Origin of the sequence: Streptacidiphilus alkalitolerans (genome assembly GCF_042511045.1) — a bacterium.
GTDB lineage: Bacteria > Actinomycetota > Actinomycetes > Streptomycetales > Streptomycetaceae > Streptacidiphilus > Streptacidiphilus alkalitolerans.
Map to the genome: position 1 here is coordinate 553,450 of NZ_JBHEZX010000001.1, position 18,680 is coordinate 572,129.

The following is an 18,680-nucleotide window of genomic DNA, read 5'->3' on the forward strand; positions in this document are numbered from 1 at the left end:
GATGTAAACGGATGTGTGCCCAGGCCTGTCCTGCGTTCACCTTGCATCCCTACCGTGGTCGCATGCTCACCGTCATGGTGCTCGCACTGATATTCGGCTTCTGTCTCCTCATCGCCGCCGCCACCTCACTGCTGCTGCATGTCGGCGAGCTCCACGAGGGGCGGCTGGTCGAACGCACACCGCTGACGCCGCTCGGCGCCCTGCACGGCGGCAGACGGCGGATCGCCGCCGTGGGCGAGACCGCGTACGGGCCCGCCGGGCCGTTGACCGCACCGGTCAGCGGCGAGGAGTGCGCCTGGTTCGCGATCCGGCTGGTCCGGACGCCGACCCGACGCCAGACCGAGGACACCCCGGGCGAGGACCTGCTGCTGGACCTGGCCGCGCCGATGCCGCCCGCGCTGGTCGACCCGTCCGGCCATGTGCTGATCGACCCGCGCCTGCTGACCGGGCCGCCGAATCTGCACGACCCGGTGGCCACCGAGCTGACCCTGCGGGTGCTCGGCCCTTCGTCGGTCGACACCGCCCCGCCGATCGTCCCGCGCCGGCTGATCGAGACCGCCCGCAGCCATGAGCGGCTGGAGCTGTGGGAGACCCGGCTCGCGGCGGGACGGCAGGTGTACGCCCTGGGTTCGGCCGGCCACGGCCACCGGCAGGGCTCCATCGTCCTGCTGCCGACCCGGCACGGCGGCTTCACCGTGCTGACCACCGACGACCGGACGGCCGTCCGGGAGCGGCGCCGCCTGCAGGCGGCGAACTCGCGGAGCCTGGCCCGGTCGCTCGGAATGGCCGGGGCCGTGGTGACGCTGCTGTCAGGGGCACTGGTGCTGTGGTTCGCCCAATCGCCCTGACCGAGCCGCCGGTACGGACCCGCCTCGACGAAAAGCCCCGCAGAACCGCAGAAGCACCGGCCCAGCATGAGAGGACAGCCCGTGTCACCCGACAGCACCGGTACCCAGACCCGAGCCCTGTTCGATGGAATCGAACTTCTCTCCGACTTCCGCATCGACTACACCGACCAGGACGAGCCGGTACTGATCCGCCAGGACGGCAGCGCCGTGCAGACCTGGCGCGAGAACTACCCCTACGACGAGCGGATGCAGCGCCCGGAGTACGAGCTGCACAAGCGGCAGCAGCAGATCGAGCTGCTGAAGCTGCAGAGCTGGGTGAAGAACACCGGCCAGCGCATCGTCATCGTCTGCGAGGGCCGGGACGCGGCCGGCAAGGGCGGCACCATCAAGCGGTTCACCGAGCACCTCAACCCGCGCGGCGCCCGGGTGGTCGCCCTGCAGAAGCCCACCGACCGCGAGAACGGCGAGTGGTACTTCCAGCGCTATGTGGAGCACCTCCCCACCGCGGGCGAGATCGTGCTGTTCGACCGCTCCTGGTACAACCGGGCCGGGGTCGAGCGGGTGATGGGGTTCTGCAGCGAGGACGAGTACCAGCGGTTCATGCGGCAGGCCCCCGCCTTCGAGAAGATGCTGGTGGACGACGGCATCGCGCTGGTGAAGTTCTGGTTCTCGGTCTCCCGCGAGGAGCAGCGCACCCGTTTCACCATCCGTCAGATCGACCCGGTGCGGCAGTGGAAGCTCAGCCCGATGGACCTGGCCTCGCTGGACCGGTGGGACGAGTACACCGCCGCCAAGGTCGCCATGTTCCGGGAGACCGACACCGAGCACGCCCCCTGGACGGTGGTGAAGAGCAACGACAAGAAGCGCGCCCGGGTCGAGGCGATGCGCAGCGTCCTGGCGCGGTTCGACTACACCGACAAGGACGCCGAGGTCGTCGGCGCTCCGGACCCGCGGATCATCGGCGCGGCAGCGAACCTGCTGGAGGCCGGCGAGGAGGCGGCGGAGCCTTCGGTGGCGCCGTCCTCTGTGGCGCCGTCCGTGGTGCCGTCTGCGGGCGAGCATGGGTGAACCGCACCACGTCGAGGGGGCGGCCGGGGCGGCGCGGACCCGGCTCTACCGCAAGGGCGTGCTGGAGCGGGAGGACTTCCCGGTCCAGGACATCTCCGACCATGTGCAGGACAGCGGCTGCACGGTGTGGCTGGACGTCTGCGATCCGACCTCGTCCGACTTCGCGATGATCGCCGAGGAGTTCGGGCTGCACCAGCTCGCCGTGGAGGACGCCGGGCAGGAGCACCAGCGGCCCAAGCTGGACCGCTACCCCACCCACCTCTTCCTCAGCGCCTACGCGGTCTGCCCCGATCCGGGCGGTGGGCGGCTCACCGCCGAGGAGGTCTCGGTGTTCGTCACCCCGAACGCGCTGATCACCATCCGCAAGGGGGACCGGCTCGACCTCGACCAGGTCGTCTCCCGCTGGGACGACTCCCCCGACCTGGCCAAGGAGGGCGTCGGCTTCCTGCTGCACGGCCTGCTCGACTACCTGGTCGACAACCACTTCAGCGCCGTCCAGGAGCTGGACGAGCGGATAGAGGCACTGGAGGACCTGCTGTTCCAGGAGAGCCGCGACGCCATCCACGCGGTCCAGCGCAGTTCGTTCGAACTGCGCCGGGACCTGGTCCGGCTGCGCCGGGTGGTGCTGCCGATGCGCGAGCTCGTCAACTCGCTGCTGCGGCGCGACCTGCGCCTGGTGACCGAGCCGCTGCTGCCCTACTACCAGGACGTCTACGACCATGTGCTGCGCGTCACCGAGTGGACCGAGTCGCTGCGCGACCTGGTCACCTCGGTGATGGAGACCAATCTGACCATCCAGGGCAACCGGATGAACCTGATCATGAAGAAGGTGACCAGCTGGGCCGCGGTCATCGCCGTCCCCACGGCAGTGACCGGCTTCTACGGGCAGAACGTCCCCTACCCCGGCTTCGGAACGCATGCGGGGTTCTGGGTGTCCTGCGCGATCATGGTCCTGCTGTCCCTGGTGCTCTACCTGGTCTTCCGGCGCCGCGACTGGATCTGACCCGTCCGCGGCGCCGCCGTCCCCCGCGACTACGATGCGAAGGCCCTCAGCCATACATCCATCCATCCCCATGGGGTCCACCCGGAGGCGGTCGCCGATGTCACCCACCCGGAACGTGCCGCAGGTGCTGGTCGGGCTCGACGAGTGCCTGGCGCGGGCGGCGGCGGGTCGGAGCGGGGCGCTGTGGCGGCTCGCCGAGCCGGGACGGCAGCTGGACGCCAATGTGGTGCGGCTGCCGCCCGGAGGCGGGGTGGACGAGCACGTCGAGGAGGACCTGGACGTCCTGCTGGTCGTCATCGAGGGCAGCGGACGGCTCGGCGGAGCGGGCGGGACGGGTGGAGCGGGCGGGACGGGTGACGGGGGTGCGGAGCTCCTGGCGCCGCGGAGCGTGGTGTGGCTGCCGCGCGGCTCGCGGCGGTCGCTGAACGCCGGCCCGGAGGGGCTGGTGTACCTCACCGTGCACCAGCGGCGCCCGGCCCTGAGCATCAAGGGGCTGAGCCTGCCCGACAGCACCGGCACCAGCACCAGCACCGGCACGGGCTCCGCCGGCGGCGAGGGGCCGTGCCGACTGGACCGGGTGTGCACGGCCTGCGGGCGGCTCTCCCCCGAGCTGTCGGCGCGCTACTGCGGGCAGTGCGGCGAGCCGCTGCCCGCCCGGGAGCCCTGAGGGCGGCGACGTTCGGGGCTGTCCGGGCCGTCCGAACGGGACCGCCGTATGATCATGCTGTGCCTGAAGCCACTGCTGACCTGACTCCCGTCCAAGCCCTGCGCCTGCTGCAGGAGGGCAATCGCCGCTTTGTCGACGGCCGCGCCGAGCATCCCAACCAGGACGCCGCACACCGTGCCTCGCTGGCCCCGTCCCAGTACCCGTTCGCCGTACTGTTCGGCTGCTCCGACTCCAGGCTCGCCGCCGAGATCATCTTCGACCGCGGCCTGGGCGACCTGTTCGTCGTCCGCACCGCCGGACATGTCGCGGGCCCTGAGGTGCTGGGCAGCATCGAGTACGGGGTCAGCCTGCTCGGCTGCCCGCTGGTGGTCGTGCTCGGCCACGACGCCTGCGGCGCGGTGGGCGCGGCCCGCAGCGCGGTGGAGCAGGGGACGGAGCAGCCCGGCTACGTCGGCGACGTGGTCGAACGGGTCACCCCCAGCGTGCTGGCCACCCACGCCGCCGGGCTGACCGAGCCGGACGACTTCATCGACACGCACATACGCCGCACCGTCGACCAACTGCTGAACCGCTCGCGGCTGCTGGCCGAGGCCGTCGCCGAGGGCCGGGTCGCCGTCGTCGGCCTCTCCTACCGCCTGGCGGACGGCAGCGCCCGGATCGTGGTCGGACCGAACGAGAAGGACGCCGAACAGTAGGGTCCCGACCCCACGGTGTCGCCGGACGCGAGGAGGCCGGTGAGGCCCTAGCGGCCCAGGCTTGCCGCCTTGCTGACCCGCTCGGCGAAGACCCGTTCCTGACGGTCCGCCATCTGTCGCAGCGCCTCCTTCCGGTCCCGCTTGGAGAGCCGGTCCAGGTAGAGGAAGCCGTTCAGGTGGTCGGTCTCGTGCTGCAGGCAGCGGGCGAAGTAGCCGGTGCCCTCGATGACCAGGGCGTTCCCGTCCTGGTCGAAACCGCGGACCACGGTGTAGTCGGTCCTCGGGACCTCCACCCCGGCGCCGGGGACCGAGAGGCAGCCCTCGCCGTCCTCGATCAGCACGCGGTGGGCCGGATCGGGCTCGTCCAGCACCGGGTTGACGATGTGTCCGACGTGCCGGACCCCGTTCTCGTCCTGGCAGTCGTAGACGAACAGCCGCAGGTCGACGTCGACCTGGTTGGCCGCCAGCCCCGCGCCCTCCGCGACATACATGCTCAGGAACATGTCGTCGACGAGCTGGGCCAGTTCAGGGGTCCCGAACTCGGTCACCGGCCGGCAGGGACGGTGCAGGATCTCCTCCCCCACCACGGTGATCCGCCGGACCGAGCCGCGTCCGGCCTCCGGAGGGAGGGCCGGATAGGAGTCGACGGGCACACCCTGCACCCGGACCCGACGATCGACGGCATCGGGACGGCCATGAAGCGCGGACACTGCGGACCTCACCTTTTCTCGCACCGGGAACACGGTCCCAGGAACACGGTCGCGGTCGGCCGGGCGGCTTGACCGCATCCTTTGCAAAGTAGCAGACTTTGCAAAGTGACCGAAGACGAAATCCGAGCCTCGCGCCCGCACACCGACGAGGGCATGGACCAGGGCATGCCGGCGCACCCGCTGCGCAGCGCCCTGCTCGACCTGCTGGCGGAGCTCGGGACGGTCACGTCGACGGAGGCAGCCGCGCGGCTCGGCCAGAGCTCCGGCCTGTGCTCGTTCCATCTGCGTCAACTCGCGCGCTACGGCCGCATCGAGGAAGTTCCGCAGGCCGGCGGCCGGGCCCGGCCCTGGCGCCTGCGCCCGGCGCCGAGCACCCCCGGTTCCGACGCCGACGCCGCCGGTGGGGCCGGTGGGGCCGGCCCACTGCCCGGTTCACCCGCCGAGGAGGGCTTCGGCGAACTGGCCCGCGGCCTGGAGGACGAGAGCCACCAGCGCTGGCTGGCCCAGCGGGACCAGGCCCCGCCCGAGTGGCGCCGGGACGAGGCCTTCAGCGCCGTGGTCTACCTGACCCCGGACGAACTGACCGCCGTCGCCGACGCCGTGCGCCAGACCCTGGCCCACTACCTGCCCCGGGAGCACGAGCCCTCCGCCCGCCCCGCGGACGCCCGCCCGGTCGCCCTGATCACCCGCCTGTTCCCGCTGCTCCCGACGCCGGGGACGTCCGAGCAGGACTGAAACCGCTGACCGCGCTACTCCTTGGGCGCCGTGGGCGGCGTGGGCGGGTTGAACTCGGGCTGATCCAGGACCCGCAGCCAGCTGCCGTCCGGCTGACGGCGGACGACCTGCGCCCTCGCGCCCGAGCCGTCCTTGGGCGGGGTGGAGGTGAGTGCCAGGTCCCCGCTGAGCAGCGTGGGCAGCGGCTGCTCCGGTTCGAAGTGGGGCCCCTGGGCCAGTACCTTCTCCCACAGCTCACGGATCGCCGCGCGGCCGACCGTCCGGCTGCCGGGCGGGTAGGCCATCACCGCGTTCTCCTCGTAGAGCGCCGCGATCCCGGCCGCGTCACCGGCGTTGGCGCGTTCGACGAAGAGGCGGGTGAGGTCTTCGGGCTTCATCGCTCGCTCGTTCTCGGACACTGCTGCCTCCCGTTGTCGACGATCATTCGTTCCGGCTCACTTCCCAGTCTGGAACGGGTCTCATCAGAAATCCAACAGATAGTTCTTCTCGCTACTAGAATCAGCAGCTATGGAACTGAGGCAGCTCGAGTACTTCGTCGCCGTCGCCGAGGAGGCGAACTTCACTCGCGCCGCCGAGCGCGTGCACATCAGCCAGTCCGGGGTCAGCGCCCAGATCCGGCAACTGGAGCAGGAGTTGGGCGCCCAACTGCTCGACCGCGCGGGCCGCAGCGGTCGCACCGCGACCCTGACCCAGGCCGGCGCAGCCGCTCTGGGTCACGCACGGGCCGCACTCGCCTCCGCGGACGCGCTGCAGAAGGCCGTGGACGAGGTGAACGGCCTGGTCCGGGGCCGGCTGGTGGTCGGTATGGTCACCGCGTGCACGGTCACGCCGCTGTTCGACGCGCTGGCGGCGTTCCACCGCAGCCACCCGTCCATCCAGATCACCCTGGTCGAGGACACCTCCGACCAGCTGGTCGAGCGGGTCCGCGACGGCGCGCTGGACCTCGCGCTGATCGGCGCTTCCGGCACGGCCCCGGCGGGCCTGGACGCCCTGCCGATCGTCAGCGAACGCCTGGTCGCCCTCGTGCCGCCGGACCACCCGCTGGCCGCGCGGTCGCGGACGACGCTGGACCGGGTCTGCGCGCATCCGATCGTCTGCCTGCCGCAAGGGACCGGGATCCGGACCGTGTTCGACGCGGCCTGCGCCGCAGCGGGCCTGCGCCCGGACATCGCCCTCCAGGCCAGTGCGCCGACCGCGGTCGCCGACCTGGCCGCCCGCGGGCTCGGCGTCGCCGTCCTCTCCGAGTCCATGGCGTCCTTGGGATCCACAGGGTCCGCGGGGTCCGCGGCAGTGGATTGCGCGGACCGACTGGTCGCCGTCCCGATCGAGGACGTCGACACACCGGCTGTGCTGGCCCTGGTCTGGACGGCGACCGGCGGCCCCGCCCTGCGGGAGCTACTGCTGCACTGCCGACGGGAGTTCACACCGTCGATCTAGATGCAGCAATGCAGAGTGGTAGATGTATGCGCCCGGGCGGCGGGTTGCGACCATCACCGTCCGGGCATCCCAAGGATGGCACGTACACGTCACACTAATCAACAGTCTGCGCACTCTTTTCTCTCACCCCACGCGCACATTCTCCTGCCGGGCCGAGCACGACCGGCGCCCCCCGACGCCGCCGCCCCGCCGCCGCCCTCGGTTATCCCGCCAACTGCGGGTACAGCGCGCCGATGTCGCCGGCCAGGCCCTGCTTCACCCGACGTGACAACTCGTCGGCCAGCACCTCGAAGGCGTTCGACTCGATGCCGTCCAGCGCCTGCCTGGCGACGTCCGCGGGCGAGGACTTGGGCGCGTCGATGTGCGCGGCCAGGTCCGTGTCGACATAGCCGACATGGAGGCCGGTGACGCCGATGCCCCGCGGCTTCAGGTCCAGCCGCAGCGAGTTGGTCTGCGACCAGAGCGCCGCCTTGGAGGCGCTGTAGGAGCCGGCCAGCCCGATCCAGGACAGCACGGAGGCCACGTTCAGCAGGTGCCCGCCGCCGTTGCGCTCGATGATCGGCACAAAGGCGCGGGCGGTGAGCAGCGGGCCGTAGAAGTTGGTCTCGAACTCAGTGCGGACGTCCTCGATCGGGGCATCGAGGAAGGACGCGTTGACCGCCCGGCCGGCGTTGTTGATCAGGATGGTCACATCCTGGGCCTGGGCCGCGGCAGCCGCCACCGAGGCGGGGTCGGTGACCTCCAGGGCCAGCGGGATCGCCCCGGGGGTCCGCACGGTCGAGACGTCGCGGGCCGTGGCATAGACCTTCTTGGCGCCACGTTCGTACAGCGCCTCCACCAGCGCCCGGCCAATGCCCCGGCTGCCGCCGGTGACGAGGACGGTGGCGCCTGCGATCTCAGTCATGGTCTCTCCCTCAGTCGTGGAAACCGATCGGTTTCCACCGAACATACACCGATCGGTTTCCGATCGCCACCGCCCGGCGTAACCTCGGAACCATGACGACGCCAGAGACCCCCACGATCACCGCGGCCACCGAGGGCTCCGCGGCCCCCGCCGCGCCCGCCGCCCCCGCCGCCCCCGCCAGCCGCGTGCCCGGGGCCGCCTCGCGCGACCGCCTGCTGGACGCCGCCGCCGCGCTCTTCTACCGCGACGGCGTCGGCATCGGCGTCGAGGCGCTGTGCAAGGCCGCCGGGGTCTCCAAGCGCTCCATGTACCAGCTGTTCGGCAGCAAGGACGAGGTGCTGGCGGCGAGCCTGGAACGCAGCGGCCCCGCCTACCAGGAACTGCTGCTGCCGGCCCCCGACGATCCCCGTCCGCCCCGTGCGCTGATGCTGCACGTGTTCGAGCGCCTGGACGCGCTGTCGGCGACCTCCGAGTACCAGGGCTGCCCGTTCGTCTCCACGGCGACCGAGATCAAGGACCCGGGGCACCCCGCGAGCCTGGTCGCCCGCCGCTACAAGCAGGCCCTGACCGCGTTCTTCCACACACAGGCCGCGCGTGCGGGCGTGTCCGACCCCGAAACCCTGGCCCGGCAGCTGACCATCGTCTTCGACGGCGCCGGGGCCCGTACCGTGGTCCAGGACCAGCCCCTGGACGGCCTGGCCACGGCAACCGCCCTGGTCCTCCTGAACGCGGCCGGCCTGACCGACGCCGCTCAATCTGCTTCTGATTCTTCTGACTCAGCCTCAGCCGAAGGTGAACGAGTACGCGCTCAGGCCGGGTGACAGCGTCACCCGAAGCGTGTCCTGCCCCTGCCCCTGGGCCTGCGCCGACCCCTGCGCCCCGGCCTTGCGGTCGACCAGGGTGTAGATGTTGGGCGCCCCCGAGACCCGGCGGGTCGTGGTCTTCCCGTCCACCGTCGCCGTGATCGTCCCGGTGCCGCCCACGTCGAGGTAGACCTCGTCCGCCTCGAAGCTGAGCGTGATCCCGGCGTCGGCCTTCGCGGTCAGCGACTCGTCGCTGACCGTCCAACTCCCGGCCAGCGTGAAGGCGTCGCCGGGGACGGAGGCGGTGTAGGCGAAGGCCTTGGTCCCCAGGGTGAGCGGAGTCCGGCCCGCGTAGTTGTCCGCACGGGCCGCGCCCAGGTACGTCTCCGGAGTCTGGGTCGCGGAGGTCGGCGTGGTGTCCGCGACGTCGGTCGCGTGAGGCAGCACGACGCCCGGATCGGCGGCGCTGAGCAGTTGGCGGATCAGCAACTCGGTCCCCGCGTAGTTGCCCTCGCCGATGCCGACATGGCGCACCGTGCCCGTCGAGTCGATCAGGTAGTCGGCCGGCCAGGACTGGTTCCCGAAGCTGTTCCAGGTCTTGTAGTTGTTGTCCAGGGCGACCGGGTAGCCGATGCCGAGCCGCTTCGCCCCCGCCGCGACATTGCCGGGGACGTGCTCGAAGGCGTACTCCGGCGTATGCACCCCGATCACCTCGAGACCGTCGGCCCGATAGGCCGAGTACCAGGCGTTGACATGGGTGATGGCACGCTGGCAGTTGATGCAGGAGTAGGCCCAGAAGTCGATCAGGACGACCTTGCCCTTGAGCGAGGACAGGCTGACCGGCGCGTCCCCTGGGGTGTTCAGCCACTGCTGGATCCCCGAGAGCGCGGGCGCCGGGCCGCAGTCCTGCAGCCCGGCCGGACCCTCGCCGGTGCTGGCGCCCTGCACACAGTCGGACAGCGCGAACGACGGCGCCGTTCCCGCCCCGGCCCCCGCCCCGTCGTCCGACCCCGTTCCTGTCCCTGATCCCGTTCCCTGCTGGCCGGCCAGCGCCTTGGCCACGCTGTGCGGGCTGTCGACGGCCCGGTTGAGCGCGGAGGTGTAGTCGGGGATGGCCCGCTGGACGGCATCCGTGACATGGAAGGTGAGCGCGACAGCGAGGGCGATCACCACCACCCCGGCACCGATCCGGATCCCGCGCTGCCGACTGCGGAACCACCGCAGCCGCTCGGCGATACCCCGTCCCGCCAGCGCGAACGCCAGCAGCGGCAGGGCGGTCCCGACCGCGAAGGCCATGGTCAGCACCAGGGTGTCGGCGCCGATCCGCCCGGTCGCACCGGCCACCGTGATCGCCGCGAGCACCGGACCCGCGCAGGGCACGTAGACCGCCCCGAGCGCCAGCCCGAGCACAAACGCACCCCGGTCCGCGGCCACCCTGCGCTGCGGAATCCGCGCGAACGGCCGCTCAAGCAGCGCCTCCACCTGCGGAAACAGCATCCCCGCCCCGAGCAGCACCAGCACCGTGAGCCCCGCCCAGCGGATGATGTCCTGCGGCAGCGGCAGCGCGCTCAGCAGCAGCGTCCCGACCAGGGTGAACGCGGCGAAGCTCAGCGTCAGCCCCAGCACCACCAGGTACGGACGCCTCCGGTCCGCCTGGACGCCCTGAACCCCGCCGGACAGGAAGATCACCGGCAGGACCGGCAGGATGCAGGGCGAGATGCCAGTGATCAGGCCACCCACAAACCCGATCAGGAGCAGCGTGATCAAGGGTGCCTCCCCAAACGGCCCCGGTGCACAGTTCACCGGCCGGCCCCAGCCTAGGCCCCGTACCTGGGAGTACCTGGGAACCCCCCGTACTCGCCCCTTCCCTCCCCCACCCCCGCCCTGACCAGGGCTTCCGCCCCGCAGACGCCCCATACCCGCCGCGCGAAAGGTGGGCGCGAACACCGCCCGACGTGCTGTATTGTTCTTCCTGTGCCCGGGAGACCGGGAACAGGGCCGCAAAGCCGCAAGGCAGCGCAGCCTCGGGACGTGGCGCAGCTTGGTAGCGCACCTGACTGGGGGTCAGGGGGTCGCAGGTTCAAATCCTGTCGTCCCGACAGAAGTTTTCGCAGGTCAGAGACCGTCTCCACCTTCTGGTGGGGACGGTCTCTTTTGCGTGGTGGTCGCAGTGTGGTCGTGAACGCTTGTTCACGCGGCCTGCAGGGTGGTGTTTTGGTGCCTTCTGAGCAGGCTTTTCCATATTCTGCGGGTGGTGGAGGGGGCGGGGCTGGCTGTCGCATGGTTGTCGCCTTCGGCTTGGGCCAGGAGGCGGGCGACGGCTTCCACTGCTCCGGGGTCTGTACCGTGAGTGGTGGGAACTTCCGGACAGGAAGTGCTAGTTGATGTCTACCGTGACGAGTGAGATCGAGGCCGACGGGTCGGCCGCGCCCGGGGCTGCGAGCCCCGTGCTGGACCTGGTGGATCGGGATCTGGTCGGGCAACTGGTGGCTCAGGCCAGGGCTGGTGGGATGAAGCTGACGGGCGAGGGCAGCCTGCTGGCGGAGCTCACTCGGCGGGTGCTGGAGTCGGCGCTCGAAGGTGAGATGACCGACCACCTGGGCCGTGGCCGGCATGAGGTGGCCGGTGGCGAGGAGGCGCCCAACCACCGCAACGGGCACCGCACCAAGACGGTGACCACTGAGGTGGGGCCGGTCGAGATCGCGGTGCCCAGGGATCGGGAGGGGACGTTCGAGCCGCAACTGGTGCGCAAGCGCCAGCGGCGCCTGTCCGGGGTTGACGAGATGGTGCTGTCCCTGTCGGCGAAGGGCTTGACGCATGGGGAGATCTCCTCCCACCTGCGGGAGGTCTATGGCGCCGAGGTCTCCAAGCAGACGATCTCCACGATCACCGACAGCGTCGTGGCCGGCATGACGGAATGGCAGAACCGGCCCCTGGACGTCGTTTACCCGGTCGTGTTCATCGCCTGTGTGCACGTGAAGGTCCGCGACGGCCAGGTGGCCAACCGGCCGATCTACGTGGCGCTGGCGGTCACGGCCGACGGCACCCGCGACATCCTGGGCCTGTGGGTCGGCGACGGCGGAGAGGGCGCGAAGTACTGGCTGCAGGTCCTGACCGAGATCAGGAACCGCGGCGTCAACGACGTCCTCATGGTCGTCTGTGACGGACTGACCGGACTTCCGGACGCTGTAAACACCGTCTGGCCTGCAACGATTGTCCAAACTTGTGTGATTCACCTCCTGCGGGCCTCGTTCCGATACGCGGCCCGCCAGGACTGGGACAAGATCGCGAAGGCGCTGCGGCCGGTCTACACAGCGCCGACCGAGGACGCCGCCCTGGAGCGGTTCCTGGAGTTCACCGAGGCCTGGGGCGCGAAGTATCCGGCGGTCGTGCGGCTTTGGGGGAACGCGTGGGCGGAGTTCGTGCCGTTCCTGCAGTTCGACGTCGAGATCCGAAAGATCATCTGCACGACGAACGCCATCGAGTCGGTCAACGCCCGCATCCGCAAGGCCGTCCGCGCCCGCGGGCACTTCCCGAACGAGCAGGCCGCCCTCAAGTGCGTCTATCTGGCGGTCATGAGCCTGGACCCGACCGGCACAGGCCGCAAACGCTGGGCCATCATTCGACATCGCCTTCGACGGACGGTTCTCCGCTGCCCGCCGCTGAACCCCATCAAACAAGTTCCCACCACTCGCTGGACACACCCTCGGGCCGCAGGCGTTCTGGCCCCCGAGCCGGCCCGCTGAGACCTTCTGGTCATCCCTGGTCACGAAGCCGGGCCGCAGTCCGCGGGCGAGTCGGCCGCCCCTGCCTCGACGCCGCCCCTCGGCTCCTGGGCGTCTCCAACTCGCACCCGTCCCAGGTCGCCTGAATAGCAGGGAGCAGCTTGGCAGGCGTCAGTCCGGCGTCATGGATCCCGTACCCGAAGCCGTGGAGCTGCCAGTGCAGTTCGGACTCGACGTGGTCGCTGACGGTGATGGGCCGTCGAGGACCGATGGGCTCGGCGCCGCACTGCGCGATGTGGTCGAGGAGGGCCGGCCGGTCGAGCAGGCGGACGATGTTGCGCAGGAGCAGGGTGGCCTGCTCCGCTTCGAAGGTCTGGGTGCGCTCGGTCTCCAGGACCAGCCCGACCAGGCCCTTGTCCCTCTCTCGCAGGAACAGGGAGAGGATCGCGGGGACGCGGCCGGCCACCCAGGAGAAGTCCGTCGTGCGCAGCCGGGCGCAGGGCAGCACCGAGGCCAGGACGCACTGCAGGTCCCAGGAGATGAGGAGCTTGTGCTCGTCGAAGAGGGCGGCGACGTCTCCGGAGTGGGCGAGTACGACGCCGTCGAGCTTGTGCGCCCAAGCCTGTCCGACCTGGGCCATTGCTGCGCGCAGCCGGGTGTAGAAGTCCTCTTCGAGGTCGCTGCGGTAGTGGCGGGTCTCGCTCTCCACTCGCTCGCTCATGTCCGTGGTCGCGGATGTCGCCGAGCGACCGTGGGCGACCTGGTGAAGCCAGAACGGCAGGAGGTCCTCGTTGTCGAGGTAGCGGGTGCTCGTCGACGCAGTGATCTCGCGGGCCTTGAACTCGTCCGCCGCGACGTTCAGGAAGGCGGTGTATCGGGGCTGGCGCCTGCGCGGAGTTTTGCCGTTCAGGATCCACTGCGCTGCCAGCATCATGGGCAGTCGATGGGTGAGTTGGCGCTGCAGGTCCTCCGCCAAACTCCGTCGATCGCGCTCGGCCTCCTGCCAGAGCGCATCGAGAGCTGGTGACTTCAGATGCTCCCAGCCGTCCGAGGCCAGCGACTGCTCGCCCACCAGCAGGGACAGGTCCATCCGCCCCTCACGTAGTTCTGCCCTGCCATGCGCTGTCGCGCCGGTGAAGTCCACGAGGAACTTCGCGGCGCCTGCGTAGTCTGACAGCGCCCCAGGGGGCAGGCAGTGCAGCCGGCCGGGCAGGTTCCTGGCGTCCAACGTGCCTGCGGCCGGCTGGGCGTAAGACTCGGTGCGGGCCCTGCTGCGAAGGCTCCGACACTCGGGATCGGCGTGCCAGACCGAACCCGTCTTGCCCGCCCAGGCCTCGAAGACAGCACCGGTCCACGGCCCCAGGGGGATCACGGATTCGGAAACCGGTGACTGGGTGGGGGCTTTTTTCGCTTGGGTGTTCGCCACGTGCTCGCCTCCGCGTCGCTCAATCGCCGCCAGCGCCAGCGTAGATGTGCCCCGCACAGGAGAAGACCCGTATCGCGATTGCCGCCCGTGAACTGGCGTTGTGAGGTAGGCCGGTCCGATCGCTCGTCACGTGCACGACGACCAGGGGGCGCTTCCAGGCCGGGGCAGAGGCGGCAGAGCGCCGTCGCTGGCATGCAGCGCACCCTGTCGAATGCCGCGGGCCGGTTCTACGCTCGTATGCATGGCGAACGGGGTGTTCCACACTGGGTACCGCACCGTGATCGAACTGAGCCACGCAGATCTCGGCAATCCCGACCGGCCGGGACTGCTGGAGGAGATCACCCAGCCGATCGACAAGCGCGATCGGGAACTCCTGGAGTGCCTGGAGCACCACAACGATGGCATCTGCCAGGCCGAGGAGGACGGGGAGCACACCCCGTGGATGACGATCCAGCGCCGGCCCGTCAACGGGCACGTCGTCCTGGTCGCCGCGCACCTGCCGCTCCGCAGGACCCCGACGGCCGAGGAGAGCGACAAGCACAAGGCCATGAAGGAACGCATCGCGCGTAGCGCCGAGCGGCACGGCCTGGCCGCCGAGGTCGAAGCCCGCAGCGCCGACGGCAAGGTCCGCAGCGACGTCCTGGTCACCGGACCCGGTGGCCGACGCATCGGCTGGGAGGCGCAGTACGCGCCCATCACCGCCAGCACGGTCCGCCGCCGCTCCCAGGCCAGCGCCGACGCGGGCATCGTGCCGCTGTGGGTGACCACCAGCGACCGGGCCGCGCTGATCGACCGGGCCCCCTGGGCGCGGGTCGACGACTTCACCTGGAAGGAGATCGCCTCACCGCGCACCATGCTGGTGCGCGCCGGCGTCCGCCACCTCCAGCGCTGGAAGTGCCTGCCGAGCAGTGAACGCCCGTGCCCCGACACGGGCAGCGCCTGCGGCCGGTTCCACGTGCAGTGGGTGCTGCCCGCACTGTGCCTGCCGCCCAAGCCGCACACCGACGTCGACCACCTGGTCGCCGCCAGCGCCGACGGCGAATACCTGCCCATGCAGATCCCCAGCCAGCGCGACTCCCGCAGCAGCTCACGGATGTGGGTGCCAGCGGGCGACCGCGACCAGTGGCTGGAGATCTTCGGCCCCGCAGAAGCGGCCGACACCGCGTCAGCGGACGCCGAGCAGCCCCTGGCCTTCACCGAGCAGGAACTCGACGCGACCTGCCACTACGGCGACGAGACCTTCGTCTTCAACGACCCCCGCCCCCGCCGAGGAGACGCCGCCGGTACCGGACTGCACACTTTCGACGACGTCCCCCCGCGGCTCTTCGTCATCCCGAACCTCACGCAGCGCCTCCAGGCAACCATGGAGCAACGCCTGGCAGCAGCCGCCTGCCAGCTCTGCAAACCGTGGGAGGTGGGCCCGTGCGCGGGCTGCGGAACGCCGATCCACCGCTACGGTGCCGGCTCCCGCCACGCCTGCGAACACTGTCGCGCCAAGGTCCTGGCCGGACGCCACTGAGCGTGGTAGCGGTTAGGTTCCCGCGTTGCGCGGAGCGGAGCCCCATGGGCGACCGGAGCGCTTCAAGGGGAGGTGCTGCGGGTGCTTGGTGCGAGCGCTGAGCACCTCCGCCCAGGGCCCGATTGAAGGGTCCGGACTCTACCGGCGGTAGTCAGTCGGCGTGCTCGCCGTAGGCGGCGGCGACCTCCTGAGAGGTCGCCCAGCGGCTGTAGGTCGGTGACTGGGGCCAGCCTTCGGGAGAGTCCTGCCATTCCTCCTGGCGGCCGTAGGGCAGGACGTCGAGCAGGGGGAACAGGTGGCTGAGCTGCTCGGTGCCGCGGCCGTCGGTGTGCCAGGTGCGGTAAACCTTGTCGCCGTCGCGCAGGAAGACGTTGACGGCGAAGCCGCCGTCGGGCGGGGCGCCGACGTCGGTGCCGAACGGGCTGTTCGCGGTGGAGTACCAGGTCATCGTGTTGCCCACCTTGCGCTTGTAAGCAAGCGCCTCCTCGATCGGGCCCTGGGTGACGATCACGAACCGGGCGTCGAACTTCTCCAGGGCCGCGAGCCGGGTGAACTGCGAGGTGAAGCCGGTACAGCCGCCGCACTGCCACGCCGCGCCGTCACGCCACATGTGGCTGTAGACGATGAGCTGCGGATGCTCTCCGAAGACCTCCGCGAGTCGGACCGGGCCGTCTTCGCCCTCCAGTACGTAGTCGGGCAGCTCCACCATCGGCAGTCGGCGGCGCTGCGCTGCGATGGCGCCGAGCTCGCGGGTGGCGGCCTTCTCGCGCACGCGGAGGGCGGCCAGCTCCTTCTCCCAAGTGGCGAGTTCGACGACGGGCGGCAGGGCATGAGGGTTACTACGGGTGGACACGATGCCTCCGGGCGGTCGAGTTGCCATACACAGGTACCGACTGCTCGGGCTGCCGAAACTCATCGGCCGACCGCGGGAGCGGCGCGCGTCGCGGCGCCTGCTCGGCGGGACCGCGGAGCGGATGCGTGGAGTCCCGCTGCCTGCCAGCCCGCACTGCGGTGTCGCCTCCGCCCTGCTGCCGCTCAGCGCCCACTCGCTCGACGCTGGCACAACGTCCCCGGCGGACTGCTTGCGTCTCCTCGGGGAGGATCACCGCTAATGCAGGATCGCGGTGCGCTGCCCGTCCTGCCAGCGCTCCACGCGCACCGCCAGCTGCGCGGCATCGGGAACGGCGTGCTCTACAGTCAGCTCCGCGACGACGGCGCCGCGAGAGCGGTGCTTCCGGCGCCAGTGCTCGTAAGGGAAGTCGCCAACGTCGCGGAAGACGTCGCGCCCGCGCACCGGCACCCTGGGTCCCTTCATGCTGCCGCTGTTGAAGGGAGACAGCTGCACCCGTGGACCGTGGCGCTCCAGGACCTCGGCCGTGTCGAAGCAGCGCACCAGCTGAGCAGAGCCCCGGTAGGCGTCGAGCAGCGCATCCAGCCGGCCACGGCTGAGCCAGAAGAAGACCCGGCCGTTGAGCAGGTCGAGGTACTCCTGCACTGTGGTGCCCGGTGCCCGGTGCCCGCTGCCAGGCGGTTCAGCTGTTGCAGCGGCTTTTGGTCCCGGATCACCGCGCGGCCCAGGACCGGTTTCTCCAGAACGATGCTGCGGCTGCGCCTGCTCTCGAGGATGGCTGCGCGGTCGGCCGGTGCGGGATCGTAGAGGTCGACGAGCGTTCTGGTGCTCAGCAGGCCGTGTGCCTGGATCGAGGGCCAGGAGCCGTCCTGCGCCATGTGGAACAGGGTGGGCTGCTGCTCGATCAGCCGCGTGCGCTCCACCAGGCGAGGGTAGCAGCGCGCAGCCGGGTTCCGTATGGGCAGCGACGGCTCGGCCCACGCGGTGTAGAAGTTCGCGGTGTAAATTTAGGCTATGACGCGCTCGCAGTAGGAGTCAGTCTCGGTGCCCTCGCGGATTGATCCGCTTGCGGGATCTGAGTAGCAGCGGAAGGAGGGAAGCCCGGCGCTCACTGGCGAGCCTTCCCGTGTAGAACCGACAGGCCATCTGCCCGGTTCAGCCGCCGAATCTCAGCACAGTCCTCCGCACCTATAGCTCTTCCCCCCTGCGACTCCATAGGTCTTTCGGGAGTCCCGTGGATCGAGGGACAGGTCCTGTCCGGATGCAGCACAATCATGGTTCGACCAGCGACCCGGAAACTCAGACCGTGCGCCGATGGTCGACGGTAATCGGCATTGGCCGACAGATGCCGACCATGAACAGGCTGGGCTGAGTGAGGAAGATATGCGCGCAGCGGAGATCGTTGGGGTGCACGGGATTGGCCAATCGGGGACCTCAGAGGAGCAGTTGACCCGGGACTGGAGGAAGGCGCTCGGGCGCGGCATCGCGGAGTTTACCGACTTGTCCGGCTTCCCGATCGCGCTCCGTGTGCCGCACTGGACTTCCTTGCTCGTCAAGGGAGTGGACCACTTGGGACCCCAGGACGACCCCTACGGCGAGTCGATGACACCGGAGGAGGAACAGTTCGTAGCGGAGGCCCTCGGTGACATTGTTGGGCCGCAGGACCTGGCCTACGCCGAGGAACAGCCGTTGGCCGTACTGGGTCCGCCTAAGCTCTGGTCGCCTCGGATCACGCGACTGCTAATAGCTTATGATCATCGCTTCCCTGGCGGCGGAGGGCTGGTCTTCGTCCGACGGATGCGGGAGGTCCGCTCTTATCTGACGGAGCCAGACCTGGCCGCCAACGTCCGCGCGCTCGTCCGGGATCACGTCACCGCGACCACCTCTGTGGTCATCGGCCATTCCCTCGGGAGCGTGATCGCTTACGACCTCTTCCACCACGAGGACGACGCTGCAGGTCGGACCTCCGGATGTCTCCTCGGCCCCGCCGTCGATACCCTCATCACCTGTGGTTCCCCGCTGGGAATCCCCTCGGTGCGGCGGCTCATGAAGATCAAGGACAGTGAGCACCTGCACCTACCCAACCACGTTCGTTGGATCAACGTCCACGACCCGGACGATGTGGTAACCGGCGGCATAGGGCTCCGCCGGGTGGCTCCGGGACTGGTCGATGCCGCGGTCGACAACGGCTTGATCGACCCCCACAGCGCTGTGCGCTACCTTCGCAGCGAGCCAGTAGCCCGCGCAGTGACGGGCAGGCGGCCATGACGGGCGACCCAGTCCCCGGCAC

17 protein-coding genes, 1 tRNA gene and 2 pseudogenes are annotated in these 18,680 nt (G+C 70.1%); 12 read left to right on the forward strand and 8 right to left on the reverse strand.

The window, feature by feature from the left end; genetic code table 11:
- Window positions 1–62 precede the first annotated feature (62 nt).
- From ACEZDG_RS02520 to ACEZDG_RS02540, 5 genes are all read left to right on the forward strand, one after another.
- Window positions 63–848 (forward strand): hypothetical protein, encoded by a 786-nt coding sequence (locus ACEZDG_RS02520; RefSeq protein WP_380501713.1) that lies wholly within the window; start codon window positions 63–65, stop codon window positions 846–848.
- A gap of 66 nt (window positions 849–914) precedes the next feature.
- Window positions 915–1,916: a polyphosphate kinase 2 gene (gene ppk2, locus ACEZDG_RS02525; protein ID WP_380501715.1), complete on the forward strand. Its 1,002-nt coding sequence runs from the start codon at window positions 915–917 to the stop codon at window positions 1,914–1,916.
- Window positions 1,909–2,919: a magnesium transporter CorA family protein gene (locus tag ACEZDG_RS02530; RefSeq protein WP_380501717.1), complete on the forward strand. Its 1,011-nt coding sequence runs from the start codon at window positions 1,909–1,911 to the stop codon at window positions 2,917–2,919. The genes ppk2 and ACEZDG_RS02530 overlap by 8 nt, the downstream gene beginning before the upstream one ends.
- Window positions 2,920–3,016: 97 nt before the next feature.
- Window positions 3,017–3,586 carry a hypothetical protein gene (locus ACEZDG_RS02535; RefSeq protein WP_380501719.1) on the forward strand — a complete coding sequence of 190 codons (570 nt, stop codon included), beginning with the start codon at window positions 3,017–3,019 and terminating at the stop codon, window positions 3,584–3,586.
- Window positions 3,587–3,645: 59 nt separating this feature from the next.
- Window positions 3,646–4,281, forward strand: a complete 636-nt coding sequence (locus ACEZDG_RS02540; RefSeq protein WP_380501721.1) for a carbonic anhydrase — start codon at window positions 3,646–3,648, stop codon at window positions 4,279–4,281.
- A gap of 47 nt (window positions 4,282–4,328) precedes the next feature.
- On the opposite strand, the gene def is transcribed toward ACEZDG_RS02540, so the two are convergent.
- Window positions 4,329–4,991, reverse strand: a complete 663-nt coding sequence (def, locus tag ACEZDG_RS02545; protein WP_380501723.1) for a peptide deformylase — start codon at window positions 4,989–4,991, stop codon at window positions 4,329–4,331.
- Between the two features lie 105 nt (window positions 4,992–5,096).
- Here def and ACEZDG_RS02550 point away from each other — a divergent pair, with 105 nt between their 5' ends.
- Window positions 5,097–5,726, forward strand: coding sequence for an ArsR/SmtB family transcription factor (locus ACEZDG_RS02550; RefSeq protein ID WP_380501725.1), 630 nt, complete (start codon window positions 5,097–5,099; stop codon window positions 5,724–5,726).
- Between the two features lie 14 nt (window positions 5,727–5,740).
- Here the strand turns inward: ACEZDG_RS02550 and ACEZDG_RS02555 are convergent, their stop codons facing one another.
- The gene (locus ACEZDG_RS02555) at window positions 5,741–6,103 is read right to left on the reverse strand and encodes a YybH family protein (RefSeq protein WP_380501727.1); all 363 of its coding nucleotides are present in this window, start codon (window positions 6,101–6,103) and stop codon (window positions 5,741–5,743) included.
- Between the two features lie 130 nt (window positions 6,104–6,233).
- On the opposite strand from ACEZDG_RS02555, the gene ACEZDG_RS02560 reads away from it, so the two are divergent.
- A complete protein-coding gene (locus tag ACEZDG_RS02560; RefSeq protein WP_380501729.1) occupies window positions 6,234–7,163 on the forward strand; it encodes a LysR family transcriptional regulator in 930 nt (309 codons plus the stop codon).
- Window positions 7,164–7,365: 202 nt separating this feature from the next.
- Here the strand turns inward: ACEZDG_RS02560 and ACEZDG_RS02565 are convergent, their stop codons facing one another.
- The gene (locus ACEZDG_RS02565) at window positions 7,366–8,067 is read right to left on the reverse strand and encodes an SDR family oxidoreductase (protein ID WP_380501731.1); all 702 of its coding nucleotides are present in this window, start codon (window positions 8,065–8,067) and stop codon (window positions 7,366–7,368) included.
- A gap of 92 nt (window positions 8,068–8,159) precedes the next feature.
- Here ACEZDG_RS02565 and ACEZDG_RS02570 point away from each other — a divergent pair, with 92 nt between their 5' ends.
- Window positions 8,160–8,888: a TetR/AcrR family transcriptional regulator gene (locus ACEZDG_RS02570; protein ID WP_380501733.1), complete on the forward strand. Its 729-nt coding sequence runs from the start codon at window positions 8,160–8,162 to the stop codon at window positions 8,886–8,888.
- Here ACEZDG_RS02570 and ACEZDG_RS02575 read toward each other — a convergent pair.
- Complete coding sequence (locus ACEZDG_RS02575) at window positions 8,850–10,637, reverse strand: cytochrome c biogenesis protein DipZ (RefSeq protein WP_380501735.1); 1,788 nt, start codon at window positions 10,635–10,637, stop codon at window positions 8,850–8,852. The genes ACEZDG_RS02570 and ACEZDG_RS02575 overlap by 39 nt on opposite strands.
- 258 nt (window positions 10,638–10,895) lie before the next feature.
- On the opposite strand from ACEZDG_RS02575, the gene ACEZDG_RS02580 reads away from it, so the two are divergent.
- Both ACEZDG_RS02580 and ACEZDG_RS02585 read left to right on the forward strand, forming a co-directional pair.
- Window positions 10,896–10,969: transfer RNA gene (locus tag ACEZDG_RS02580), tRNA-Pro, on the forward strand.
- A gap of 306 nt (window positions 10,970–11,275) precedes the next feature.
- Window positions 11,276–12,536: pseudogene (locus ACEZDG_RS02585) on the forward strand (IS256 family transposase).
- Window positions 12,537–12,626: 90 nt separating this feature from the next.
- On the opposite strand, the gene ACEZDG_RS02590 reads toward ACEZDG_RS02585, so the two are convergent.
- Complete coding sequence (locus tag ACEZDG_RS02590) at window positions 12,627–14,021, reverse strand: hypothetical protein (protein ID WP_380501737.1); 1,395 nt, start codon at window positions 14,019–14,021, stop codon at window positions 12,627–12,629.
- 241 nt (window positions 14,022–14,262) lie between these two features.
- Here ACEZDG_RS02590 and ACEZDG_RS02595 point away from each other — a divergent pair, with 241 nt between their 5' ends.
- On the forward strand, window positions 14,263–15,540 hold the full coding sequence (locus ACEZDG_RS02595) for a competence protein CoiA family protein (protein WP_380501739.1): 1,278 nt from the start codon (window positions 14,263–14,265) through the stop codon (window positions 15,538–15,540).
- Window positions 15,541–15,691: 151 nt separating this feature from the next.
- Here ACEZDG_RS02595 and ACEZDG_RS02600 read toward each other — a convergent pair whose 3' ends face one another.
- The 3 genes and pseudogenes from ACEZDG_RS02600 to ACEZDG_RS02610 form a co-directional block, all read right to left on the reverse strand.
- The gene (locus ACEZDG_RS02600) at window positions 15,692–16,393 is read right to left on the reverse strand and encodes a DUF899 family protein (RefSeq protein WP_380501741.1); all 702 of its coding nucleotides are present in this window, start codon (window positions 16,391–16,393) and stop codon (window positions 15,692–15,694) included.
- Between the two features lie 255 nt (window positions 16,394–16,648).
- Complete coding sequence (locus tag ACEZDG_RS02605; protein WP_380501743.1) at window positions 16,649–17,035, reverse strand: DUF7002 family protein; 387 nt, start codon at window positions 17,033–17,035, stop codon at window positions 16,649–16,651.
- Between the two features lie 53 nt (window positions 17,036–17,088).
- Window positions 17,089–17,313 (reverse strand): annotated as a pseudogene (locus ACEZDG_RS02610) (DUF7002 family protein); the annotation flags it as partial.
- Window positions 17,314–17,704: 391 nt separating this feature from the next.
- Here ACEZDG_RS02610 and ACEZDG_RS02615 point away from each other — a divergent pair.
- Window positions 17,705–18,658: an endopeptidase gene (locus tag ACEZDG_RS02615; RefSeq protein ID WP_380501745.1), complete on the forward strand. Its 954-nt coding sequence runs from the start codon at window positions 17,705–17,707 to the stop codon at window positions 18,656–18,658.
- Window positions 18,659–18,680 lie beyond the last annotated feature (22 nt).

Bases quoted from the DNA above. Each gene is read 5' to 3' on its own strand.
- ACEZDG_RS02565 (WP_380501731.1), bottom strand. From the start codon at position 8,067: ATGACTGAGATCGCAGGCGCCACCGTCCTCGTCACCGGCGGCAGCCGG.
- ACEZDG_RS02570 (WP_380501733.1), top strand. From the start codon at position 8,160: ATGACGACGCCAGAGACCCCCACGATCACCGCGGCCACCGAGGGCTCC.
- ACEZDG_RS02530 (WP_380501717.1), top strand. From the start codon at position 1,909: ATGGGTGAACCGCACCACGTCGAGGGGGCGGCCGGGGCGGCGCGGACC.
- ACEZDG_RS02555 (WP_380501727.1), bottom strand. From the start codon at position 6,103: ATGAAGCCCGAAGACCTCACCCGCCTCTTCGTCGAACGCGCCAACGCC.
- ACEZDG_RS02615 (WP_380501745.1), top strand. From the start codon at position 17,705: ATGGTCGACGGTAATCGGCATTGGCCGACAGATGCCGACCATGAACAG.
- ACEZDG_RS02595 (WP_380501739.1), top strand. From the start codon at position 14,263: ATGGCGAACGGGGTGTTCCACACTGGGTACCGCACCGTGATCGAACTG.
- ACEZDG_RS02520 (WP_380501713.1), top strand. From the start codon at position 63: ATGCTCACCGTCATGGTGCTCGCACTGATATTCGGCTTCTGTCTCCTC.
- ACEZDG_RS02560 (WP_380501729.1), top strand. From the start codon at position 6,234: ATGGAACTGAGGCAGCTCGAGTACTTCGTCGCCGTCGCCGAGGAGGCG.
- ppk2 (WP_380501715.1), top strand. From the start codon at position 915: ATGAGAGGACAGCCCGTGTCACCCGACAGCACCGGTACCCAGACCCGA.
- ACEZDG_RS02535 (WP_380501719.1), top strand. From the start codon at position 3,017: ATGTCACCCACCCGGAACGTGCCGCAGGTGCTGGTCGGGCTCGACGAG.